A 15,147-nucleotide genomic window follows, 5' to 3' on the forward strand; every position below is an offset into this window, starting at 1 on the left:
TCGAGTCCACCCCATTAGTAAAACTGGGGTCAATTAAATCAATGGCTTGAAAATCAGCAGCTGCCAACCCGCTCCCGCCCCTCAAGTCTGCTCGATTCCTGCCGCTAAAAAACCTTACCCCTTATGAAAAACCGGGCCTGTCGGAAACAGCAGGAACCGGGCCATGCGTTGCCCCCGCCAGCCGTCCTGAAGCCGTTTCCCCCAGTGCCCAAGCGAGTCACTGATGCGTATCGAATCCAGCCAGGTCAACCTCCAGGCCGAGCACCGCGCCGATCAACAACTGCATGAACGCGAATCCCTGCGTCTGTTTCAGGTCGACGAAGACGGCCAGGTCACCCGCTCGGTCGAACTGAGCAGTGAAAGCCGACGGCGGCTGTCACTGGAGATGAGCCAGCAGCAGGCGATGGCCAACAATCGCCCCGGCCAACAATTGCCGGCCGAACTGGGCACCCTGGCCCCGGATGAGCGCCAGATCAACGAGCCGGTCCCGCTGCTTTCGTCGCCAACAGCGACTATCGAGCCCGATCAGGACGAAGCCTACAAACCCGAACTGTCGCCGCGTCTGAAGCTGATCAAAGCGCTGCTGGAACAACTGACCGGCCGCGAAATCAACCTGAGCCAGCCGGAGCTGGATACCGACCCGAACCAAGCAGCCGCCGACGTCAGTGCTGGCGCCGAGACCGGTATCGCCCCGCTGCCCCAGGCCGGGATGCGCTACGAATACGAGCGCACCTACATCGAATCGGAACAGACCGAGTTTCAGGCCCAAGGCAAGGTTCGCACCAGCGATGGCCGCGAGATTGATTTCGCGCTGGATCTGAAAATGTCGCGCGAATATATCGAGCACGACCGAGTCCTGATCGAAGCCGGCGCCAAGCTGAAGGACCCGCTGGTGATCAACCTCGATGTTCGCGCCGCCGAGCTGCGTGCCGACAAGTTTGAGTTCGATATCGACGCCGACGGCCAGCTCGACGAGATCAACCAACTGGCCAGCCACAGCGGCATGCTGGCGCTGGACAAGAACGGTGACGGCACCATCAACGACGGCCGCGAACTGTTCGGCGCCCTCAGCGGTAACGGTTTCGCCGATCTGGCCGCCTATGATGACGACAACAACGGCTGGATCGACGAAGCCGACGACGTCTACGACCAACTCCGGGTCTGGATCAAGAAGGACAACGGCGATGACCAACTGCTCAGCCTCAACGAACTTCAGGTCGGCGCCCTTTACCTGGGTTCCACCGACACCCCGTTTGAGCTGAAAAACAGCAGCAACGAACTTCAGGGAAAAATCCGCGCCACCGGGGTTTATCTCTCCGAGAACGGCCAAGCTGGCACCCTACAGCAGATCGACCTAGTAACCTGATCCAGCATGGTTTTCTTTGGCCGTTGAGTATGAAACACTCAACGCTACCCAGAGCGATTGTCGGGCTATCTTAGCCCAGCCGCTTAGCAACGGAATGCATTCGGGAGATAAGGATATGCAAGGTAGTCTCAACGGCGCTCTTCTACCGCCTCCGCCCCAGTTAACAGCATTCACGCCGCTTATACGTCCACATTTCACGTGGCGACAACTTACTTTGGAAGACAAAGCTGTTACTAAACAGATGGTTACCAAGAGGCTAGTCAGTTTCTTGAGGGGATAGATGGACGTCCCGCTAATAATTGTTATGAGGACAGCGTCCTCATAACCAGACTGTTATACGAGTAGATCCAACTATGGTGCTTGAATTCACCGCAACTGAAGCCTCAACTACAGAAGAATTTGATACGGTCATATCAGGTGCCAGAGGTTCTGAGGATAGTTCTGGGCACTTTCAGTATGTGGTGTTTCAACGAGGTGTAACCCTCGGCGACGATGATGACTGGGGTGTCCACCTAGAGTACAGCGATCAAATCAACTCCGGGTACAACTGCATATCACAGTGTGAAGTTTCTCGAAGTCACCTTGAAATACATCTATCAAAGCCGTTTGATCGTTTACCAAACATTAGGTGCTTCAAAATTACTTTCGACATTGGAGACGAAGCCTATAGCTCCTTTGTGAAAGGGCTTAACCATATTTTCAGTGACCAAAATGAAATATATAGAGTCATCGTATAACAAAGCAATCAACTACGCGCCTGCGGCGCCGGACAGCTTACTCGCCGCTTCGCGTCGATCCAGCTGCCGGTTATTGCGGCGTTAAATTTCCTATGACTCAACTTCAGCGATCCAGCAGCAAAGCCAGAAACAAAGCCCTCCTTTTCGGGGTGCCTACTGCGCTCATCTTTGCTTTATTCATCTATGGCAAGGCCGCCTGGGTTGGCTGGTCTTTTTTTGCCGTTCTAGGCGTAGGGGTCGCATTATTTTTCAAATTAAAAACTGATATATCTGATATATACGAAGCAGAAAACGAGAAGTTTATTGAAGTCACCAACGATTTCATAAAGATGGTTGAGCCAAGCCAAAACTATGAGGGGTTCATTCGCTTCAAAGACGTGGCTTCTGCTGAAATATCAACGCTTCATGGAACTCCTCAAAAAATACGGTTCTTCATGCAAAATTCTCAAAAGATTGATATTTCTGGCTACGAAGGGCTCACAGCAGCAGCGCAAGCAGTAAAGGATTATCCAGGCCTTGCCGTTACGGAAATTTAACAAGGCGCTCAACTTAACGCCCAACTTAGTTGGGCTTGTAACTCAACCGCTACGCGGCTTCGTCCCGTTAGCGCGGCGTTATGTGTCTTCGTAGAAATGCCTAAAAATATTGTTTCATTAGCTTTAGGGGTATTTATGCTGGTATGTGCATTATCTGCCCTTGCCACAGGAGAGACTTTAGGGATTGGGGGTAAGCACTCTATATCAAGATATATTACAAGAGAGGAAAACCCTATCGAGTTTATTGTTGTGGTAATTATAAATTTCGCGATCAGCTATTGGTTGCTTAGAGACTTTATTCGTCAAGATCCTTAACGTTGTAAAATGGAGAAGAAATCAACCATACAAGGCAATCAACTTAAGCCAGCAAGCTGGCTCGGAACACCAAACCGCTTCGTGGTTTGGATATCGTTAATAAAGAATTATTTACCATGATGTATCAATCAAACTAAGGAGAGTTAAATTGAATTACATAAAAAACCTTTTGGTAGCAATTTCCATGCTTGTTTCATTCAGTGTTGTCGCTGATTCTGGAATGACGGAGAATGATGTCCGAAAAATGCTAAATCAGATGGAGCAGGCAGTTTTGTCTCATGATGCTGACAAGCTAATATCTTATTTAGCTGATGATGCCGAGATAATATTAGAGCTGCCTGCAAACATGGGCGGCAAGGTGACGCTCAACGTCGATAGTTATAAGGCGATGCTTAAGCAATCTTGGGCTATGCCTGCGAACTTCACATACGAAGTTAGAGACATTGAAATTAATATGGGTCCAAACGGGCATCGAGCAACCGCTAGTGATGTTACCCTCGAAACCGTGGAAATGAACGGTCAAATTATTGCTTCATCGGAAACCGTAGAGACCATCGAAATCATTTACAAAGAGGGAAAACCTTTGATCACCAGCATCCACGGCAAGGTAGATCTCAAGATGTAAATGGATAACAAGCGCAGTCAGCAGGTACGCCTATTCATCGCTTCGCGATGCGAAGGCGTACTCCGCTTCATACGCTAAGGTTGTTATCGATATTGGTGAGAAACATGGGTTTATCATTTGCAAGCTCAAGACTGAGCGTATCTGAGCTAACAGGTAGCTTAACCTCGTGTAAGCACACGTCTTTGCTTGAGCGGATACCCAAAATTTTGACTCCGCCCGTAGTTGAAAACCTTCCCCCTTACTTTCATGGTATTGACTCGAAAGAGCTAGCTGAAATCTGGCTTGATCGAATGTTGTCGGAGAGCCGATTGTTTCTCGTAACCTCGGTAGAGGGCACTCTGATTGGCTTTTTGTTCGCCTCTGTCGAAAACGACACTGATGCTCATATCGGTTACTTGCTTGCTGAAGACTACTGGGGAAAAGGGTTAGCCAGTGAATTACTTACAGGATTTATTGGAGAAATTTCGAACAACGAGTCTTGGGTAAAGTTAATCGCTGGCGTTGAGGAGTCCAATGTCGCATCAGCCAATTTACTTAAAAGACAAGGCTTTATAGAGCAGCCAAATAGTGGAGATGGTGTTGTTTTTTTTGAATATACGATCTCCACGCCACGCACAGAGAACACTGATGGTTAGCCTTGAGTTAAAGATCCCACCGGTGTTACTGGTCATTCTCTTTGCTACGCTGATGTGGGCGATCGCTTGGCTGCTGCCCAGTGTAGCGGTCCCTCTGGCAGCCAGAATCACTGCCTTGTTGTTCTTTGCCGCCATCGGTGTGTGTTTCTCTGTATCCGGCGTTTACAGCTTCAACAAGGCCAAGACAACGGTTAACCCAACGACACCGAATGCCGCTTCGGCACTTGTTACCAAAGGCATCTACCGACACACACGAAACCCCATGTACGTCGGTTTTTTATTCGCACTGATCGGTTGGGGGCTTTTTCTGGCCAATCTCTATGCTCTGGTCTTAACCCTCGGGTTCGTTTGGTATATGAACAGGTTTCAGATTCAGCCAGAAGAGCAAGCGCTGGATTTATTATTTGGATCAGACTTCTTGGCTTACAAGAAAAAAGCTCGAAGATGGCTGTAGACACACCAAGCCAACAATTTCTGCTAGCCAATCAACCCCATGATGAACGCTCTAGAGCTGCGGCCAGCACGGGAAAAGCCAGCATAGTGGCGCAGGGATGTTAACCCCAAAAGCCTGGATTCTTTTGCCGCTCGCGGCGGTGCTCACTGCGGTTCTTGCCATTATTATTGCAGGCGGCCCTGGGCTGGACGGCGCGGCCAGATCGACCGCCGTAGTGTTTTGGTTTCTTCCTATGATCTTTTGGCTGGGTTACCAAAGCCTTACTCACTTGAGGCAACTCACACTCAGTAAAATCGGCAAGGTATGTTTAGTATTGGCTTGGTTGATCCCCGCGATCCCGCTGAGCTTGATGTCGATTTATGGCATTTTGCTGCTTTCTGAGACCGGATTTGGTGTCTTACTGTAGAACCTGCACGACAAGGATAACGTCATGCTCGCACTCTCTCTGGTGGTTATTGTCCCGATCTTTTTGCTCCTGCTGGGGGTTATCTTTGTCAGCTACTGCGTTGTCGGACTGCTGGCTTATCTGCCGCTATTCGTCCTGAAAGAGGTCGAGACGAAGCGATCTTGCCGCTATGGCCGGGTAGTCCACACCTCTCTGGCAGCAGTTTGTCTCTGTATTGGCTTTTTGATGGCGGCGCTGGTGTTTCATTACAGTAAGCCCCTTTACGTAATTACCGCCGATCTCTGGTGTGATATTTCCGGCGCCTTTGATGCAACAGGTCGGTCGACCAGGCAGTGTGATTCACAGTTTCGATGGCTTGAGCAATAGACCCCATGAAGATCCGCAACTTCCAATCCGTCGACAGTGACGAGATCGCCGATCTGTTCCACCGTTCGGTCTATGCCATCGATGATGCGATCTATACGCCGGCGCAGAAACAGGCCTGGGCGCCGCCGACGGATTACGCCAAGTGGCAGGCGCGGCTGCAGACCAGCCAACCGTTCGTGGCAGTTTCCAATGGCCAGATCGTCGGCTTTATCGAACTGCGCGAACACGGCTATATCGATTGCTTGTATGTGCATCCGGATCACCAGCACCGGGGGATTGCCACCGCGTTGCTGACCCACCTGTGCCGGGCTGCTTATCAGCTTGGGCTGAATACGTTAAGCGTGGAGGCCAGCAAGGTTGCGCTGCCGTTTTTCGAGCGTCACGGATTTGAGATTGTGGAGGCTCAGGTAGTGCTTCGCTACGGCCAACGGCTGCAAAATTTCCGCATGCAGTTATCCCAGCAAGGCCTTCGAAAGCTTGTCGGCTAGGCGATCTTTACACTTTCTTTAACTTTCCCTTACCCCGCCTTTACCTCCATCCCGCTATAGTCCTTCACTCAAAAGAAGCTTTGCATAACCGACACAGCACCACATGGCGTCGTTGGAAACGGGTTCAAAATGCTCATTTACGATCAGTAAACTGCGCTTTCTTACCCGTTTCCGCCTAACCCTGCGGCACTGTTCCTGAATATGCAGAAAACTACATGGCGCTAACCGGCCGTTTGTCCATCCATTGCCAGTAAACAGTAAGGAGATCTCATGTCGCTGCGTGCCCCCCTTTCCGCTTTCGCACTCTGCCTGCTGGTGACCGGTGCTGCGGCTACGGTCGGCGGTAAAGATCACTGGTTGTCGACGCTCAAGCCAGCCGCGCTGGAGGCCGGTCAGCAGCTGTCAGAGCAGCAACTACTGGATGCTGCCTCGGCACTGAAGAACGCGGAACAGCTGATTATCCAGTCGATCTCAACCCCGATGGTGTTCTAACCGCACACTAGCTAGCCACGACCCGATCAGCAGCGCCGTCCGGTGCGGCAACAAAAAACCTGGCGCCGGAATGAAATATTTCCCGCTTTTCTGCATCTAAACCCCCAGTTACTGCGTATAGCTAATAACAACGATCGATACAGGGGTTAAACAATGAAGTTGCTTTCCATTTTTTCCGGCCGACTTCCCGGGGTATTGGCGACCGTGATTCTAGGCGCCGGCCTTGTCTACACCAGCACCATGCGTGCGGCCAACAACTACGAGATTCCCGAGCTACCCGAAGGTACCGCCTCCGCCGTGTTTGCCGGTGGTTGCTTCTGGTGTACCGAATCCGATTTTGAAAAGGTCAATGGCGTGATCGAGGCCGTGTCGGGATACACCGGCGGTGAAGAGGATCGCCCCACCTATCGTCAGGTGTCCGCCGGTCAGACCGGTCACATCGAGGCGGTGATCGTCTACTACGATCCGACCAAGGTCAGCTACGACTACCTGCTGCAGGTGTACTGGCGTCATGTGAATCCGACCGATAGCGGTGGTCAGTTTGTTGACCGGGGTCCGCAATACCGTCCGGCGATCTTCTACTCCGATGCCGAGATGAAGGCCCAGGCCGAAGCCTCGAAGCAGGCGCTGGAAGCCACCGGTCGCTACGACAAGCCGCTGACCGTCGAGCTGCTGCCGCTGGAAACCTTCTGGCCGGCCGAAGGCTATCATCAGAACTACTACAGTCGTAACCCGATCCGTTATAAGTTCTACCGTCACGGTTCCGGTCGCGACCAGTATCTGGAGAAAACCTGGGGCAAAGACCTGAAGTTGGCACCGCCTGAGCCGCCGATGATGGTTAAAACCGCTCAACCTGAACAAGCCGGGAAGATGACGATGAATGATTCCAGCCCAAGCTACAGCAAGCCTAGCGACAGTGAAATCAAGCAGAAGCTGACCTCGCTGCAGTACAAGGTCACCCAGCACGAAGGCACCGAACAGCCGTTCAATAACGAGTACTGGGATAACAAGCAGCCGGGCATCTACGTCGATATCGTCAGTGGCGAGCCGCTGTTCTCCTCGACCCACAAGTACAAGTCCGGCACCGGCTGGCCGAGCTTCTACCAGCCGCTGGAATCCGCCTATATCGTCGAGAAGCGTGATTTCAAACTGTTGCTGCCGCGCACCGAAGTCCGCAGCAAGCACGGCGACTCACACCTGGGCCACGTGTTCAAGGATGGTCCGGAGCCGACCGGACTGCGCTACTGCATCAACTCCGCCGCACTGCGCTTTGTGCCGGTAGAGAAGCTGGAAGAGGAGGGCTACGGCCAGTACGCCGCCCTGTTCCAGTAATCGATGACAACCCTGCGCCTGCGCGATCCCTGGTCCCAGGCGCTTCGATCATCCAAGGAGGTGTCCGGTGACCACACTGATCTTGGAGTCGACCCTGACGTGCCCGCACTGCGGGCACTGCCAGCGGCTAACCATGCCGACCAATGCCTGCCTCTACTATCACTGCTGCGCCAACTGCCAACGGCTGATGAAGCCGCACCCCGGTGACTGCTGTGTATTCTGCTCCTACGGCGATGTGCCCTGCCCGCCGATTCAACACCAACAACAACCCTGCTGTGGGAACACAATCGGCTAAGCGCTAATCCCGCCACTTGATCGAGCAGCCCATACTGGGATGCTGAATCTGCGGCCCCTGTCCGGTGCTGGCGATCTGGCCCATCGCCTTGAGCAGTTCGGCTTCCCGATCGGCACTGTCGGCCATCTTGGCGTCATCCAACCGGCCCCGGTACTGCAGCTCGCCCTTGCCGTTGAAGCCGAAGAAATCCGGCGTGCAGATTGCACCATACTCGCGCCCCACCGATTGGTCCTCATCGACCAGATAGGGAAAGGCAAAGCCATACTCGGCGGCAAAACGCTTCATGTTGTCCGGCGCATCCAGCGGATGGCGCTGGTAGTCGTTCGACATCACCGCCAGTACACCGATGCCTTGGTCCATCAGTTGCCGGGTATCGGCCGCCAGTCGCTCAGCGATCCGCTGAACATAGGGGCAATGGTTGCAGATGAACATGACCAGCAGCCCCTTATCGGTCAGGTGGTCGCTCATCCGATGGAGTTTGCCGTCCGCATCCTTGAGGCTGAATTCCGGCGCTTTCCAACCAAAATCGCAAACCGGGGTATCTAATAACATGGGCGTCTCCTTCTTGTCCGTTGTCGTGATTAGCCGACCCGGCTCATCTCGTTGAGGGTGAACTCCGCCACGGCTCCCTCGGTGGCGGCCAGGTAATCCTGCAGATGCTGGTTCGCCATATGAGCCTGCCACAGCTCGCGAGATTCCCAGTTCTCGTAGAACAGGAAGTGGGCCGGGTTGTCGTTATCCTGATGAAGATCGTAGTTGATGCAACCCGCCTCGGCACGGGTAATCTCGATCAGTTTTTCCAGCTCGGTCTTAACCAACTCGATCTTGTCGGCTTCGGCTTTGATATTGGCAACGATGGTTAGTTGGCTCATGGTGGACCCTTTTGTGTTGCGCTTAAGTGATTAGGATAGAAAGCTAGGTTAGAAACCTTCCAGCACCTGCTTGCCGATCGCCCGACCGCTCTCCTGGTGAGTATGGGCCTGCTTCAGGGTATCAACGCTCAGTTTGCCCAGGTTGTTAGTCACGGTAGAGACCAGCTTGGCCTTGTCGATCAGGCTTGAAACCCGACTCAACAGCTGGTGCTGTTTATCGATATCCTCGGTCTGGAACATCGAGCGGGTGAACATAAACTCCCAGCTGAAGCTCAGCGCTTTCATCTTGCCCGGCTTGATATCCAGCACCTGCGGATCATCGATCACCGCCACGTGCCCGCGAGGCTTGATCAGCTCCAGAATCGCACCAAAGTGATCGTCGGTGTTGGTCAGCGCGGCAACGTAGCGCGGTTCGAGCTCCAGCGCCTTAACCTGATCGACCAGCGATTCGCGGTGGTTGATGACATGGTCGGCGCCCATCTTCTTGACCCAGTCGATCGTCTCCGGGCGAGAAGCGGTGGCGATCACGCTCAGGCCGGTAAGCTGCTTGGCCAGTTGGATCAGAATCGATCCCACTCCACCGGCACCACCGATTACCAACAGCGTCTCGCCCTCGCCTTCGCCCTCTTTCAAACCGAACGCATCGAACAGCATCTCCCAGGCGGTGACGGAGGTCAGCGGGAGTCCGGCCGCCTCGGCGAACCCCAGTGATTGCGGTTTCTTTGCCACGATCCGCTCATCCACGGCGTGGAGTTCCGAATTGGTGCCCGGACGGGTGATATCGCCGGCGTAGAACACCTCTTCGCCGACCTGAAAGTTGATCACCTCACTGCCGATTTGGCGGACGACACCGGCGGCATCATAGCCAATAATTTTGTGGCCCTGCTCCGGCGAGACGTTGGCGCGAACCTTCACATCGACCGGGTTAACCGAAATCCCCCGCACCTCGACCAGCAGATCCCTGGGTCCCAGCGTCGGCTGTTCGGTCTCGAATTCGATCAGGGACTCTGCAGCGTCGATGGGGCCGGCCTGTGTATAACCAATGGCTTTCATGGTTGTTGTCTCCTCGGTGATTGATGGCGACATTCTGGCTCAGCCTTTCCATACTAAAAACCATGCTATGATTTAATTATTTTCAAATTATTTTTGATAATGAATCTGACCGATCTGAATCTGTTTGTCCGCACCGCCGACAGCGGCAGCATCACTGCTTCGGCCCAGCAACTGGATATCACCCCGGCTGCCGCCAGTGCAGCGCTGAAGCGGCTTGAGAAGCAACTCGATACCCAGCTGTTTATCCGTTCAACCCGACAACTGCGGATTACCGACGAGGGAGAAAGGTTCCTGCTTCACTGCCGACAGGCCCTGGCCTCAATCGATGAAGGCAAAGCCTCTATTCAACAGAGCCAGGGTAAAATCGCCGGACAGCTCCGTTTCTCGGTCTCATCCGACCTGGGCCGTAACCTAGTCCAACCTTGGCTGGATGAGGCGATGGACGAGCACCCCGACCTGTCGCTGAACCTAATCGTGGGTGATTCGGTATCGGACTTTTACCTGGATCGGGTTGATGTCGCGATGCGTTACGGAGAGTTGGAGGATTCTTCAATGGTGGCGTTCGAACTCGCCACGGTTGATCGCATCGTCTGTGCCTCTCCCGGCTACCTCGCCAAACAGGGTGAGCCCCAGCACCCCAACGAACTTCGGAATCACAACTGCCTGCTCTACCGGCTCGACAAAGGGCTCTATGACACCTGGGAGTTTCGTGACGATCAGGGGCGTTATCGGGTCAAGGTGGCAGGCAATCGTGAGAGCAACGATGCAGAAATTGTGCGGCGTTGGGCGGTGGCCGATAAAGGCGTGCTATTCAAGTCGAGACTGGATGTGGCGATGGATCTTCAACACGGTCGACTGGTGCAGCTGTTCAAAGGTTTTCAAACACCGCCGTTGAAGGTCTGGTTGATCTGCCCCAGCCGTCGTCAGGTTACCCCGGCTGTGCTGATGCTTCGTGATCTGCTGCGCCAACGATGCATCGAACTGCTGTCCAATAGCCGTGACAATTAAACCGCTGAAAGTAGTTGATAACTCAGCCTATTCATGCCGCGTATCGACCCGAACATTTTTCGCTCAGTCCGCTGCAGGCACCATGAAACTTGGCCTTCCAGCTACTACCCCGAGCCGATCCCCAATTTTATCCACAGATATTGGGGATAGCCTCAAGACCTCCAACCGCTCAAATCCTACATTTATCCCCAACTCCACCGACGGATTTCAAGCCGGTGATTCGACATCGCTGTATTTTTAGCAGGGCAGATGCTAAGAATTACTTGTTCCTTCTAATATAAGAAAGTCTGCAACTGATAAACCCAACGGGATTAAGGAGGATCAGTATCGACTGAGGTTTCAAGCCGATAATCCATTCCCGCCTGGCAGAGTAAATCGGCATGATTGATACACGACAACTCGCAGTACCCGAGCAGATGCTCCAGCACTGGCAGAAAACCGTCGACCTGATCGCCGAGATCGCCGAAATCCCTGCGTCCCTGGTGATGCGCGTACATGAGCAACAGATTGAGGTTTTTGCCACCAGTCATAGCGACGGCAACCCCTATCCGGTCAATGAGATGGCTAATCTGAATACCGGGCTGTACTGCGAAACCGTGATTCAAACCCGCCAGGAACTGCTGATTCCCAATGCGCTGACCGACGAGGATTGGAATCAGAACCCGGATATCGAACTGGGGATGATCTCCTACTACGGCCTGCCGTTGAATTGGCCAGACGGGCAACCGTTCGGCACCCTCTGTATGCTCGACGGCAAGGAAAATCACTACAACCGACGCAGCAAGGAGCTGCTGGCCCGGTTCCGGGAAACCCTCGAGGCGGATCTTAAAATCCTCTACCAACAGCACCAGTTGATTATCAACAATCAACAGCTGGAACAACGGGTTCAACAGCGCACCATTGAACTCCAAAAGCTAAATAATCGCTTGGCCAGTGAGATCGATCGACGCAATGCGGCTGAAAGCGTGCTCGAGCACAACCGTCGCTTCGACCCACTGACCGGCCTGCCTAACCGAGCTTCGCTGACCGAGACTTTGGGAAACATGATCCAGCATTATGCCAACTCCCAACAACAACTGGCGGTGATCTGCCTGGGGCCGCGTAATTTCAAGTCGGTCAATCACAGCTACGGCCACACGATAGGCGACGAGCTGCTGAAAGCCCTGGGACAACGCTTGCGAAGCGGCCTGACCATCGAGCATAGCGTGGCCCGAGGTAACGGCGATGAGTTCCTGATCCTGCTACCCTGCGCAGCTTCCACCGATGCGGCGATGCAGTCGCTGCAACAACTGACTCAACGGCTGAGCCAAGCGTTCGAGATCGACCATCACCAAATCTCACTAAGCTTCAACGCCGGTATCGCCGTCGCCCCCAGCGACAGTACTGAACCTCTCGCCCTGCTGCAGAAAGCCAGCGCCGCGTTGGCGGTGGCCAAAGAGCAGGATCAGCCGTTCTGTTTCTTTAGCCAACAAACCCAGGCCGAGCTGGATAAGCGCTATCAGCTTGAGTCCTATGTGGTCGATGCACTGCGCAACGAAGAGCTTTCAGTCCATTACCAACCGGTCGTATCGGTCCAGAATCAGCAGGTGATCGGTGCCGAGGCGCTGCTGCGCTGGAACAATGCCCAGTTGGGTGAAGTCGATCCGGAGCAGTTTATCGGCATTGCCGAGAAGACCGGACAGATCAACGAGATCGGAAACTTCGTGCTGCGCTCTGCGATTCAGCAGGCCAAGCAATGGCAGGACCGTCTCGGTCGTCCATTTCGCATCGCCATCAATATTTCACCGATTCAGATCAGTGATCCGAGACTGGTTCAGCAGATCGACCAGTTACTGCGCTGCTACGATCTCGATCCCCGTAGCCTGGAATTGGAAGTGACCGAAGGGGTACTGCTACAGGACAGTTATCAGGCCGAGATCGTGCTGCGACAGTTGCGCGATCTGCATGTCCGTGTGTCGCTGGACGACTTCGGTACCGGCTACTCATCACTGAGCTACCTGCAGAAATACGCCTTCGACACCCTCAAGATTGACCGTAGTTTCATCACCGACTCCCACAGCAACGCCCAGGACCGGGAGCTGGCCCGAGCCATCATTGCACTGGCTCGCAAACTTAATCTCAAAGTGATCGCCGAAGGGGTTGAGACCGAGCAACATCACCGCTTCATGCAGCAAGAGAACTGCGACTACGGCCAGGGATACTGGTACGGTGTACCGGTGCCGGCGGATACTTTCGACGCCGACTATATCGGCCTGAGCCGGACTGCACACTGAGCGTTATCCGTCCACCCGATGGACCCGAGCCTGAAGATCCATGGAGGGTCAGATTATCCCTATTGAGACCCAGCGGCTGACTATCCGCCCGCTAACGCTTACCGATCTGGAACCCCTGTGCCGAATTCTGAGTGATCCGCAGGTGATGAAACACTCCATCCGCGGTGTCTGTGACGAGCCGGCAACCCACCGGTTTATTCTCTGGTGTCAGACCAGTTATGCCGAACAGGGATTCGGCCCGTCAGCGCTGATCGACAAAGCCAGTGGCGAGCTGGTGGGGTTTTGCGGTGTCGGTATGGAGAGAATCGCGGAACGGGACGAGATCAACCTCGGCTATCGACTGGCGCAATGCTATTGGAACCGGGGATTGGCGACCGAAGCGGCCAGGGCGGTGATCGACGATGCGTTCCGACACTTCCCGGTAGAGTCGATCGTGGCCATCATCGAGCCGGACCATCAGGCCTCCTTACGGGTGGCCCAGAAGGCCGGTTTGCACCTCGACGCAAAGACCGACTTTCACCAGCGAACGGTGCATCTTTACCGACTAACCCGTCAACGCTGGCTGCAGCAAAACACAGCCTCGATTAGGCCAACAACGCCTGCAACAGATTGATAAAGGCGGCACTGACCAACGCGGCAAAAGTCAGTGCCATGCCGAAGACCCGAAAACGGAAGTCTTCTTTGAGCTGACTGACACCGTAGGCATGGCTCAGCCGTCCCAGCAGCAGGCAGAGACCCAGAGCATGAACGACAACTGTGCTGATCTGACTCAGCTCCAGCATCGCAATCAGTACCAGGCTGATCGGCACATACTCAACAAAGTTGGCATGAACCCGCATCGCTCTCAACAGCGCCTTATCGCCGCCGTCTCCAACCGCCACCCGTAACTTACGTCGCAACAACAGTGTGCGAACACTCAGGCCGACAAACAGTAGTGCCAGCAGTCCGGCATACAGCGGGGTGATCATCAACATGATCCGTTATCTCCTGACGAAGCCTGAGCGCGAAGTTCGTTGTTAACAACGTAAATTCAGGCTGCCGCCTTGCGTTTGACGTAGAGGATCTTCTTCACCTTGGCGACCAGCTCACCGTGTTCGTCGAGGATCTCCAGCCAAAACTCCGGGTAATGCTTGTCGCCGCCGTCGGTGTGGGATTTGATCTGAGCCAGCTGTTGTTCGGTCACCCGAATCACCGAACTGACCCTGCCCTTCACCGCCTTGATGTACTCGATCTCGGCGGCTTTGTCCCACACCAGATAGTCCCGGCCCAGCTGCTGCATCAGCAGCAACATCAGATGCGGATCGATCATCGAGTAGAGGCTACCGCCGAAGTGAGTCCCCACGGCGTTGCGGTTGTACCAACGCATCGCCATCGACACGTGCAGTTCGCTCCAGTCCTCGCTGATGTAATTCACTTTGACCCCGGCCCCCAGATAAGGCGGGTAGAAGTTGAGCAGTTTTCTGAGGCGGTTGGGCGACAAATTCATCTTATCTTGGTGTTTTCCAGGGCGATTGCTTGGCAAAGGTGGAGATATAGAGATCCTCGACCTTGGTTCTGGCCCACTGGGTCTTGCGTAAAAACTTCAGCGACGACTTGATCGATGGATCCTTCTTAAAGCAGTTGATATCGATCCGCTGGGACAGTTTTACCCAGCCGTAATGATCGACCAGCTTGGTGACGATCTGTTCGAGCGTGATGCCATGCAAGGGATTGTTGGGTTGTTCGGTACTCATCGTCTTATTGTTTCGCCTCGTTTGGTTTGAGTGACTGATAGTCAACGGCCACGATGCGCTACGCTAAAGCCCGGTTTACAGAAGTCGCAGAGCTGTAATGACGATCTTGCGACTTTTCCCACACTCGCTCCAGTACAAAAAACGCCGCATTGCATCCGTTT

The 15,147-nt window shown here is 53.9% G+C and carries 21 protein-coding genes; 15 read left to right on the forward strand and 6 right to left on the reverse strand.

The features are described 5' to 3' along the window. Window positions 1-223 precede the first annotated feature (223 nt). The 12 genes from DV711_RS12365 (at window position 224) to DV711_RS12420 (ending at window position 8,047) form a co-directional block, all read left to right on the forward strand. Window positions 224-1,366 carry a hypothetical protein gene (locus DV711_RS12365; RefSeq protein WP_114696017.1) on the forward strand — a complete coding sequence of 381 codons (1,143 nt, stop codon included), beginning with the start codon at window positions 224-226 and terminating at the stop codon, window positions 1,364-1,366. Between the two features lie 829 nt (window positions 1,367-2,195). Beyond that, entirely contained in the window at window positions 2,196-2,639 is a 444-nt protein-coding gene (locus DV711_RS12375) for a hypothetical protein (protein ID WP_114696019.1), read from the forward strand. Window positions 2,640-2,735: 96 nt separating this feature from the next. After that, a complete protein-coding gene (locus DV711_RS19505; protein WP_165840105.1) occupies window positions 2,736-2,954 on the forward strand; it encodes a hypothetical protein in 219 nt (72 codons plus the stop codon). Window positions 2,955-3,102: 148 nt separating this feature from the next. Then, complete coding sequence (locus tag DV711_RS12380) at window positions 3,103-3,579, forward strand: YybH family protein (RefSeq protein WP_114696020.1); 477 nt, start codon at window positions 3,103-3,105, stop codon at window positions 3,577-3,579. Window positions 3,580-3,683: 104 nt separating this feature from the next. Next, window positions 3,684-4,214 carry a GNAT family N-acetyltransferase gene (locus DV711_RS12385; RefSeq protein ID WP_114696021.1) on the forward strand — a complete coding sequence of 177 codons (531 nt, stop codon included), beginning with the start codon at window positions 3,684-3,686 and terminating at the stop codon, window positions 4,212-4,214. Further along, window positions 4,207-4,668 carry a methyltransferase family protein gene (locus DV711_RS12390; RefSeq protein WP_114696022.1) on the forward strand — a complete coding sequence of 154 codons (462 nt, stop codon included), beginning with the start codon at window positions 4,207-4,209 and terminating at the stop codon, window positions 4,666-4,668. Before DV711_RS12385 ends, DV711_RS12390 begins: the two co-directional genes overlap by 8 nt. Window positions 4,669-4,765: 97 nt before the next feature. Then, a complete protein-coding gene (locus tag DV711_RS12395; protein WP_114696023.1) occupies window positions 4,766-5,074 on the forward strand; it encodes a hypothetical protein in 309 nt (102 codons plus the stop codon). A gap of 24 nt (window positions 5,075-5,098) precedes the next feature. After that, the gene (locus DV711_RS12400; RefSeq protein ID WP_114696024.1) at window positions 5,099-5,440 is read left to right on the forward strand and encodes a hypothetical protein; all 342 of its coding nucleotides are present in this window, start codon (window positions 5,099-5,101) and stop codon (window positions 5,438-5,440) included. A 5-nt stretch (window positions 5,441-5,445) separates the two neighbouring features. Continuing rightward, entirely contained in the window at window positions 5,446-5,928 is a 483-nt protein-coding gene (locus tag DV711_RS12405) for a GNAT family N-acetyltransferase (protein ID WP_114696025.1), read from the forward strand. Window positions 5,929-6,198: 270 nt separating this feature from the next. Next, window positions 6,199-6,420 carry a hypothetical protein gene (locus DV711_RS12410; RefSeq protein ID WP_114696026.1) on the forward strand — a complete coding sequence of 74 codons (222 nt, stop codon included), beginning with the start codon at window positions 6,199-6,201 and terminating at the stop codon, window positions 6,418-6,420. A 153-nt stretch (window positions 6,421-6,573) separates the two neighbouring features. Beyond that, window positions 6,574-7,752, forward strand: a complete 1,179-nt coding sequence (msrB, locus tag DV711_RS19725; protein ID WP_114696027.1) for a peptide-methionine (R)-S-oxide reductase MsrB — start codon at window positions 6,574-6,576, stop codon at window positions 7,750-7,752. Window positions 7,753-7,819: 67 nt separating this feature from the next. Beyond that, window positions 7,820-8,047, forward strand: coding sequence for a GDCCVxC domain-containing (seleno)protein (locus DV711_RS12420; protein WP_114696028.1), 228 nt, complete (start codon window positions 7,820-7,822; stop codon window positions 8,045-8,047). Between the two features lie 3 nt (window positions 8,048-8,050). Here the strand turns inward: DV711_RS12420 and DV711_RS12425 are convergent, their stop codons facing one another. From DV711_RS12425 to DV711_RS12435, 3 genes are read right to left on the reverse strand one after another with little or no spacing between them, the layout of a single operon-like run. Next, window positions 8,051-8,599 (reverse strand): thioredoxin family protein, encoded by a 549-nt coding sequence (locus tag DV711_RS12425; protein WP_114696029.1) that lies wholly within the window; start codon window positions 8,597-8,599, stop codon window positions 8,051-8,053. Between the two features lie 29 nt (window positions 8,600-8,628). Further along, window positions 8,629-8,919: a putative quinol monooxygenase gene (locus tag DV711_RS12430; RefSeq protein WP_114696030.1), complete on the reverse strand. Its 291-nt coding sequence runs from the start codon at window positions 8,917-8,919 to the stop codon at window positions 8,629-8,631. A 48-nt stretch (window positions 8,920-8,967) separates the two neighbouring features. Continuing rightward, a complete protein-coding gene (locus DV711_RS12435; RefSeq protein ID WP_114696031.1) occupies window positions 8,968-9,972 on the reverse strand; it encodes a zinc-binding alcohol dehydrogenase family protein in 1,005 nt (334 codons plus the stop codon). A gap of 99 nt (window positions 9,973-10,071) precedes the next feature. On the opposite strand from DV711_RS12435, the gene DV711_RS12440 reads away from it, so the two are divergent. From DV711_RS12440 to DV711_RS12450, 3 genes are all read left to right on the forward strand, one after another. Next, complete coding sequence (locus DV711_RS12440; protein ID WP_114696032.1) at window positions 10,072-10,980, forward strand: LysR family transcriptional regulator; 909 nt, start codon at window positions 10,072-10,074, stop codon at window positions 10,978-10,980. A 380-nt stretch (window positions 10,981-11,360) separates the two neighbouring features. After that, window positions 11,361-13,253 (forward strand): bifunctional diguanylate cyclase/phosphodiesterase, encoded by a 1,893-nt coding sequence (locus DV711_RS12445; protein ID WP_114696033.1) that lies wholly within the window; start codon window positions 11,361-11,363, stop codon window positions 13,251-13,253. A gap of 40 nt (window positions 13,254-13,293) precedes the next feature. Next, window positions 13,294-13,866 (forward strand): GNAT family N-acetyltransferase, encoded by a 573-nt coding sequence (locus DV711_RS12450; protein WP_207802628.1) that lies wholly within the window; start codon window positions 13,294-13,296, stop codon window positions 13,864-13,866. Here DV711_RS12450 and DV711_RS12455 read toward each other — a convergent pair. Genes DV711_RS12455 through DV711_RS12465 form a run of 3 tightly spaced genes read right to left on the reverse strand, consistent with a single transcriptional unit; the run spans window position 13,838 to window position 14,986 of the window. Next, window positions 13,838-14,227, reverse strand: a complete 390-nt coding sequence (locus DV711_RS12455) for an MAPEG family protein (RefSeq protein WP_243633812.1) — start codon at window positions 14,225-14,227, stop codon at window positions 13,838-13,840. The two genes, DV711_RS12450 and DV711_RS12455, sit on opposite strands and share 29 nt — an antisense overlap. Window positions 14,228-14,283: 56 nt before the next feature. After that, window positions 14,284-14,739: a DUF4442 domain-containing protein gene (locus DV711_RS12460; RefSeq protein WP_114696034.1), complete on the reverse strand. Its 456-nt coding sequence runs from the start codon at window positions 14,737-14,739 to the stop codon at window positions 14,284-14,286. A 1-nt stretch (window position 14,740) separates the two neighbouring features. Then, complete coding sequence (locus DV711_RS12465; RefSeq protein ID WP_114696035.1) at window positions 14,741-14,986, reverse strand: VF530 family protein; 246 nt, start codon at window positions 14,984-14,986, stop codon at window positions 14,741-14,743. Between the last annotated feature and the right edge of the window lie 161 nt (window positions 14,987-15,147).

The organism is Motiliproteus coralliicola (genome assembly GCF_003345655.1).
Lineage (GTDB): Bacteria > Pseudomonadota > Gammaproteobacteria > Pseudomonadales > Balneatricaceae > Motiliproteus > Motiliproteus coralliicola.

What these genes read in the sequence shown, in the direction of transcription:
- DV711_RS12365 (WP_114696017.1), top strand. Translation starts at nt 224, where the DNA reads ATGCGTATCGAATCCAGCCAGGTCAACCTCCAGGCCGAGCACCGCGCC.
- DV711_RS12465 (WP_114696035.1), bottom strand. Translation starts at nt 14,986, where the DNA reads ATGAGTACCGAACAACCCAACAATCCCTTGCATGGCATCACGCTCGAA.
- DV711_RS12460 (WP_114696034.1), bottom strand. Translation starts at nt 14,739, where the DNA reads ATGAATTTGTCGCCCAACCGCCTCAGAAAACTGCTCAACTTCTACCCG.
- DV711_RS12440 (WP_114696032.1), top strand. Translation starts at nt 10,072, where the DNA reads ATGAATCTGACCGATCTGAATCTGTTTGTCCGCACCGCCGACAGCGGC.
- DV711_RS12395 (WP_114696023.1), top strand. Translation starts at nt 4,766, where the DNA reads ATGTTAACCCCAAAAGCCTGGATTCTTTTGCCGCTCGCGGCGGTGCTC.
- DV711_RS12390 (WP_114696022.1), top strand. Translation starts at nt 4,207, where the DNA reads ATGGTTAGCCTTGAGTTAAAGATCCCACCGGTGTTACTGGTCATTCTC.
- DV711_RS12445 (WP_114696033.1), top strand. Translation starts at nt 11,361, where the DNA reads ATGATTGATACACGACAACTCGCAGTACCCGAGCAGATGCTCCAGCAC.
- DV711_RS12450 (WP_207802628.1), top strand. Translation starts at nt 13,294, where the DNA reads ATGGAGGGTCAGATTATCCCTATTGAGACCCAGCGGCTGACTATCCGC.
- DV711_RS12425 (WP_114696029.1), bottom strand. Translation starts at nt 8,599, where the DNA reads ATGTTATTAGATACCCCGGTTTGCGATTTTGGTTGGAAAGCGCCGGAA.
- DV711_RS12375 (WP_114696019.1), top strand. Translation starts at nt 2,196, where the DNA reads ATGACTCAACTTCAGCGATCCAGCAGCAAAGCCAGAAACAAAGCCCTC.
- msrB (WP_114696027.1), top strand. Translation starts at nt 6,574, where the DNA reads ATGAAGTTGCTTTCCATTTTTTCCGGCCGACTTCCCGGGGTATTGGCG.
- DV711_RS12455 (WP_243633812.1), bottom strand. Translation starts at nt 14,227, where the DNA reads ATGTTGATGATCACCCCGCTGTATGCCGGACTGCTGGCACTACTGTTT.
- DV711_RS12385 (WP_114696021.1), top strand. Translation starts at nt 3,684, where the DNA reads ATGGGTTTATCATTTGCAAGCTCAAGACTGAGCGTATCTGAGCTAACA.
- DV711_RS12405 (WP_114696025.1), top strand. Translation starts at nt 5,446, where the DNA reads ATGAAGATCCGCAACTTCCAATCCGTCGACAGTGACGAGATCGCCGAT.
- DV711_RS12430 (WP_114696030.1), bottom strand. Translation starts at nt 8,919, where the DNA reads ATGAGCCAACTAACCATCGTTGCCAATATCAAAGCCGAAGCCGACAAG.
- DV711_RS12400 (WP_114696024.1), top strand. Translation starts at nt 5,099, where the DNA reads ATGCTCGCACTCTCTCTGGTGGTTATTGTCCCGATCTTTTTGCTCCTG.
- DV711_RS12435 (WP_114696031.1), bottom strand. Translation starts at nt 9,972, where the DNA reads ATGAAAGCCATTGGTTATACACAGGCCGGCCCCATCGACGCTGCAGAG.
- DV711_RS19505 (WP_165840105.1), top strand. Translation starts at nt 2,736, where the DNA reads ATGCCTAAAAATATTGTTTCATTAGCTTTAGGGGTATTTATGCTGGTA.
- DV711_RS12410 (WP_114696026.1), top strand. Translation starts at nt 6,199, where the DNA reads ATGTCGCTGCGTGCCCCCCTTTCCGCTTTCGCACTCTGCCTGCTGGTG.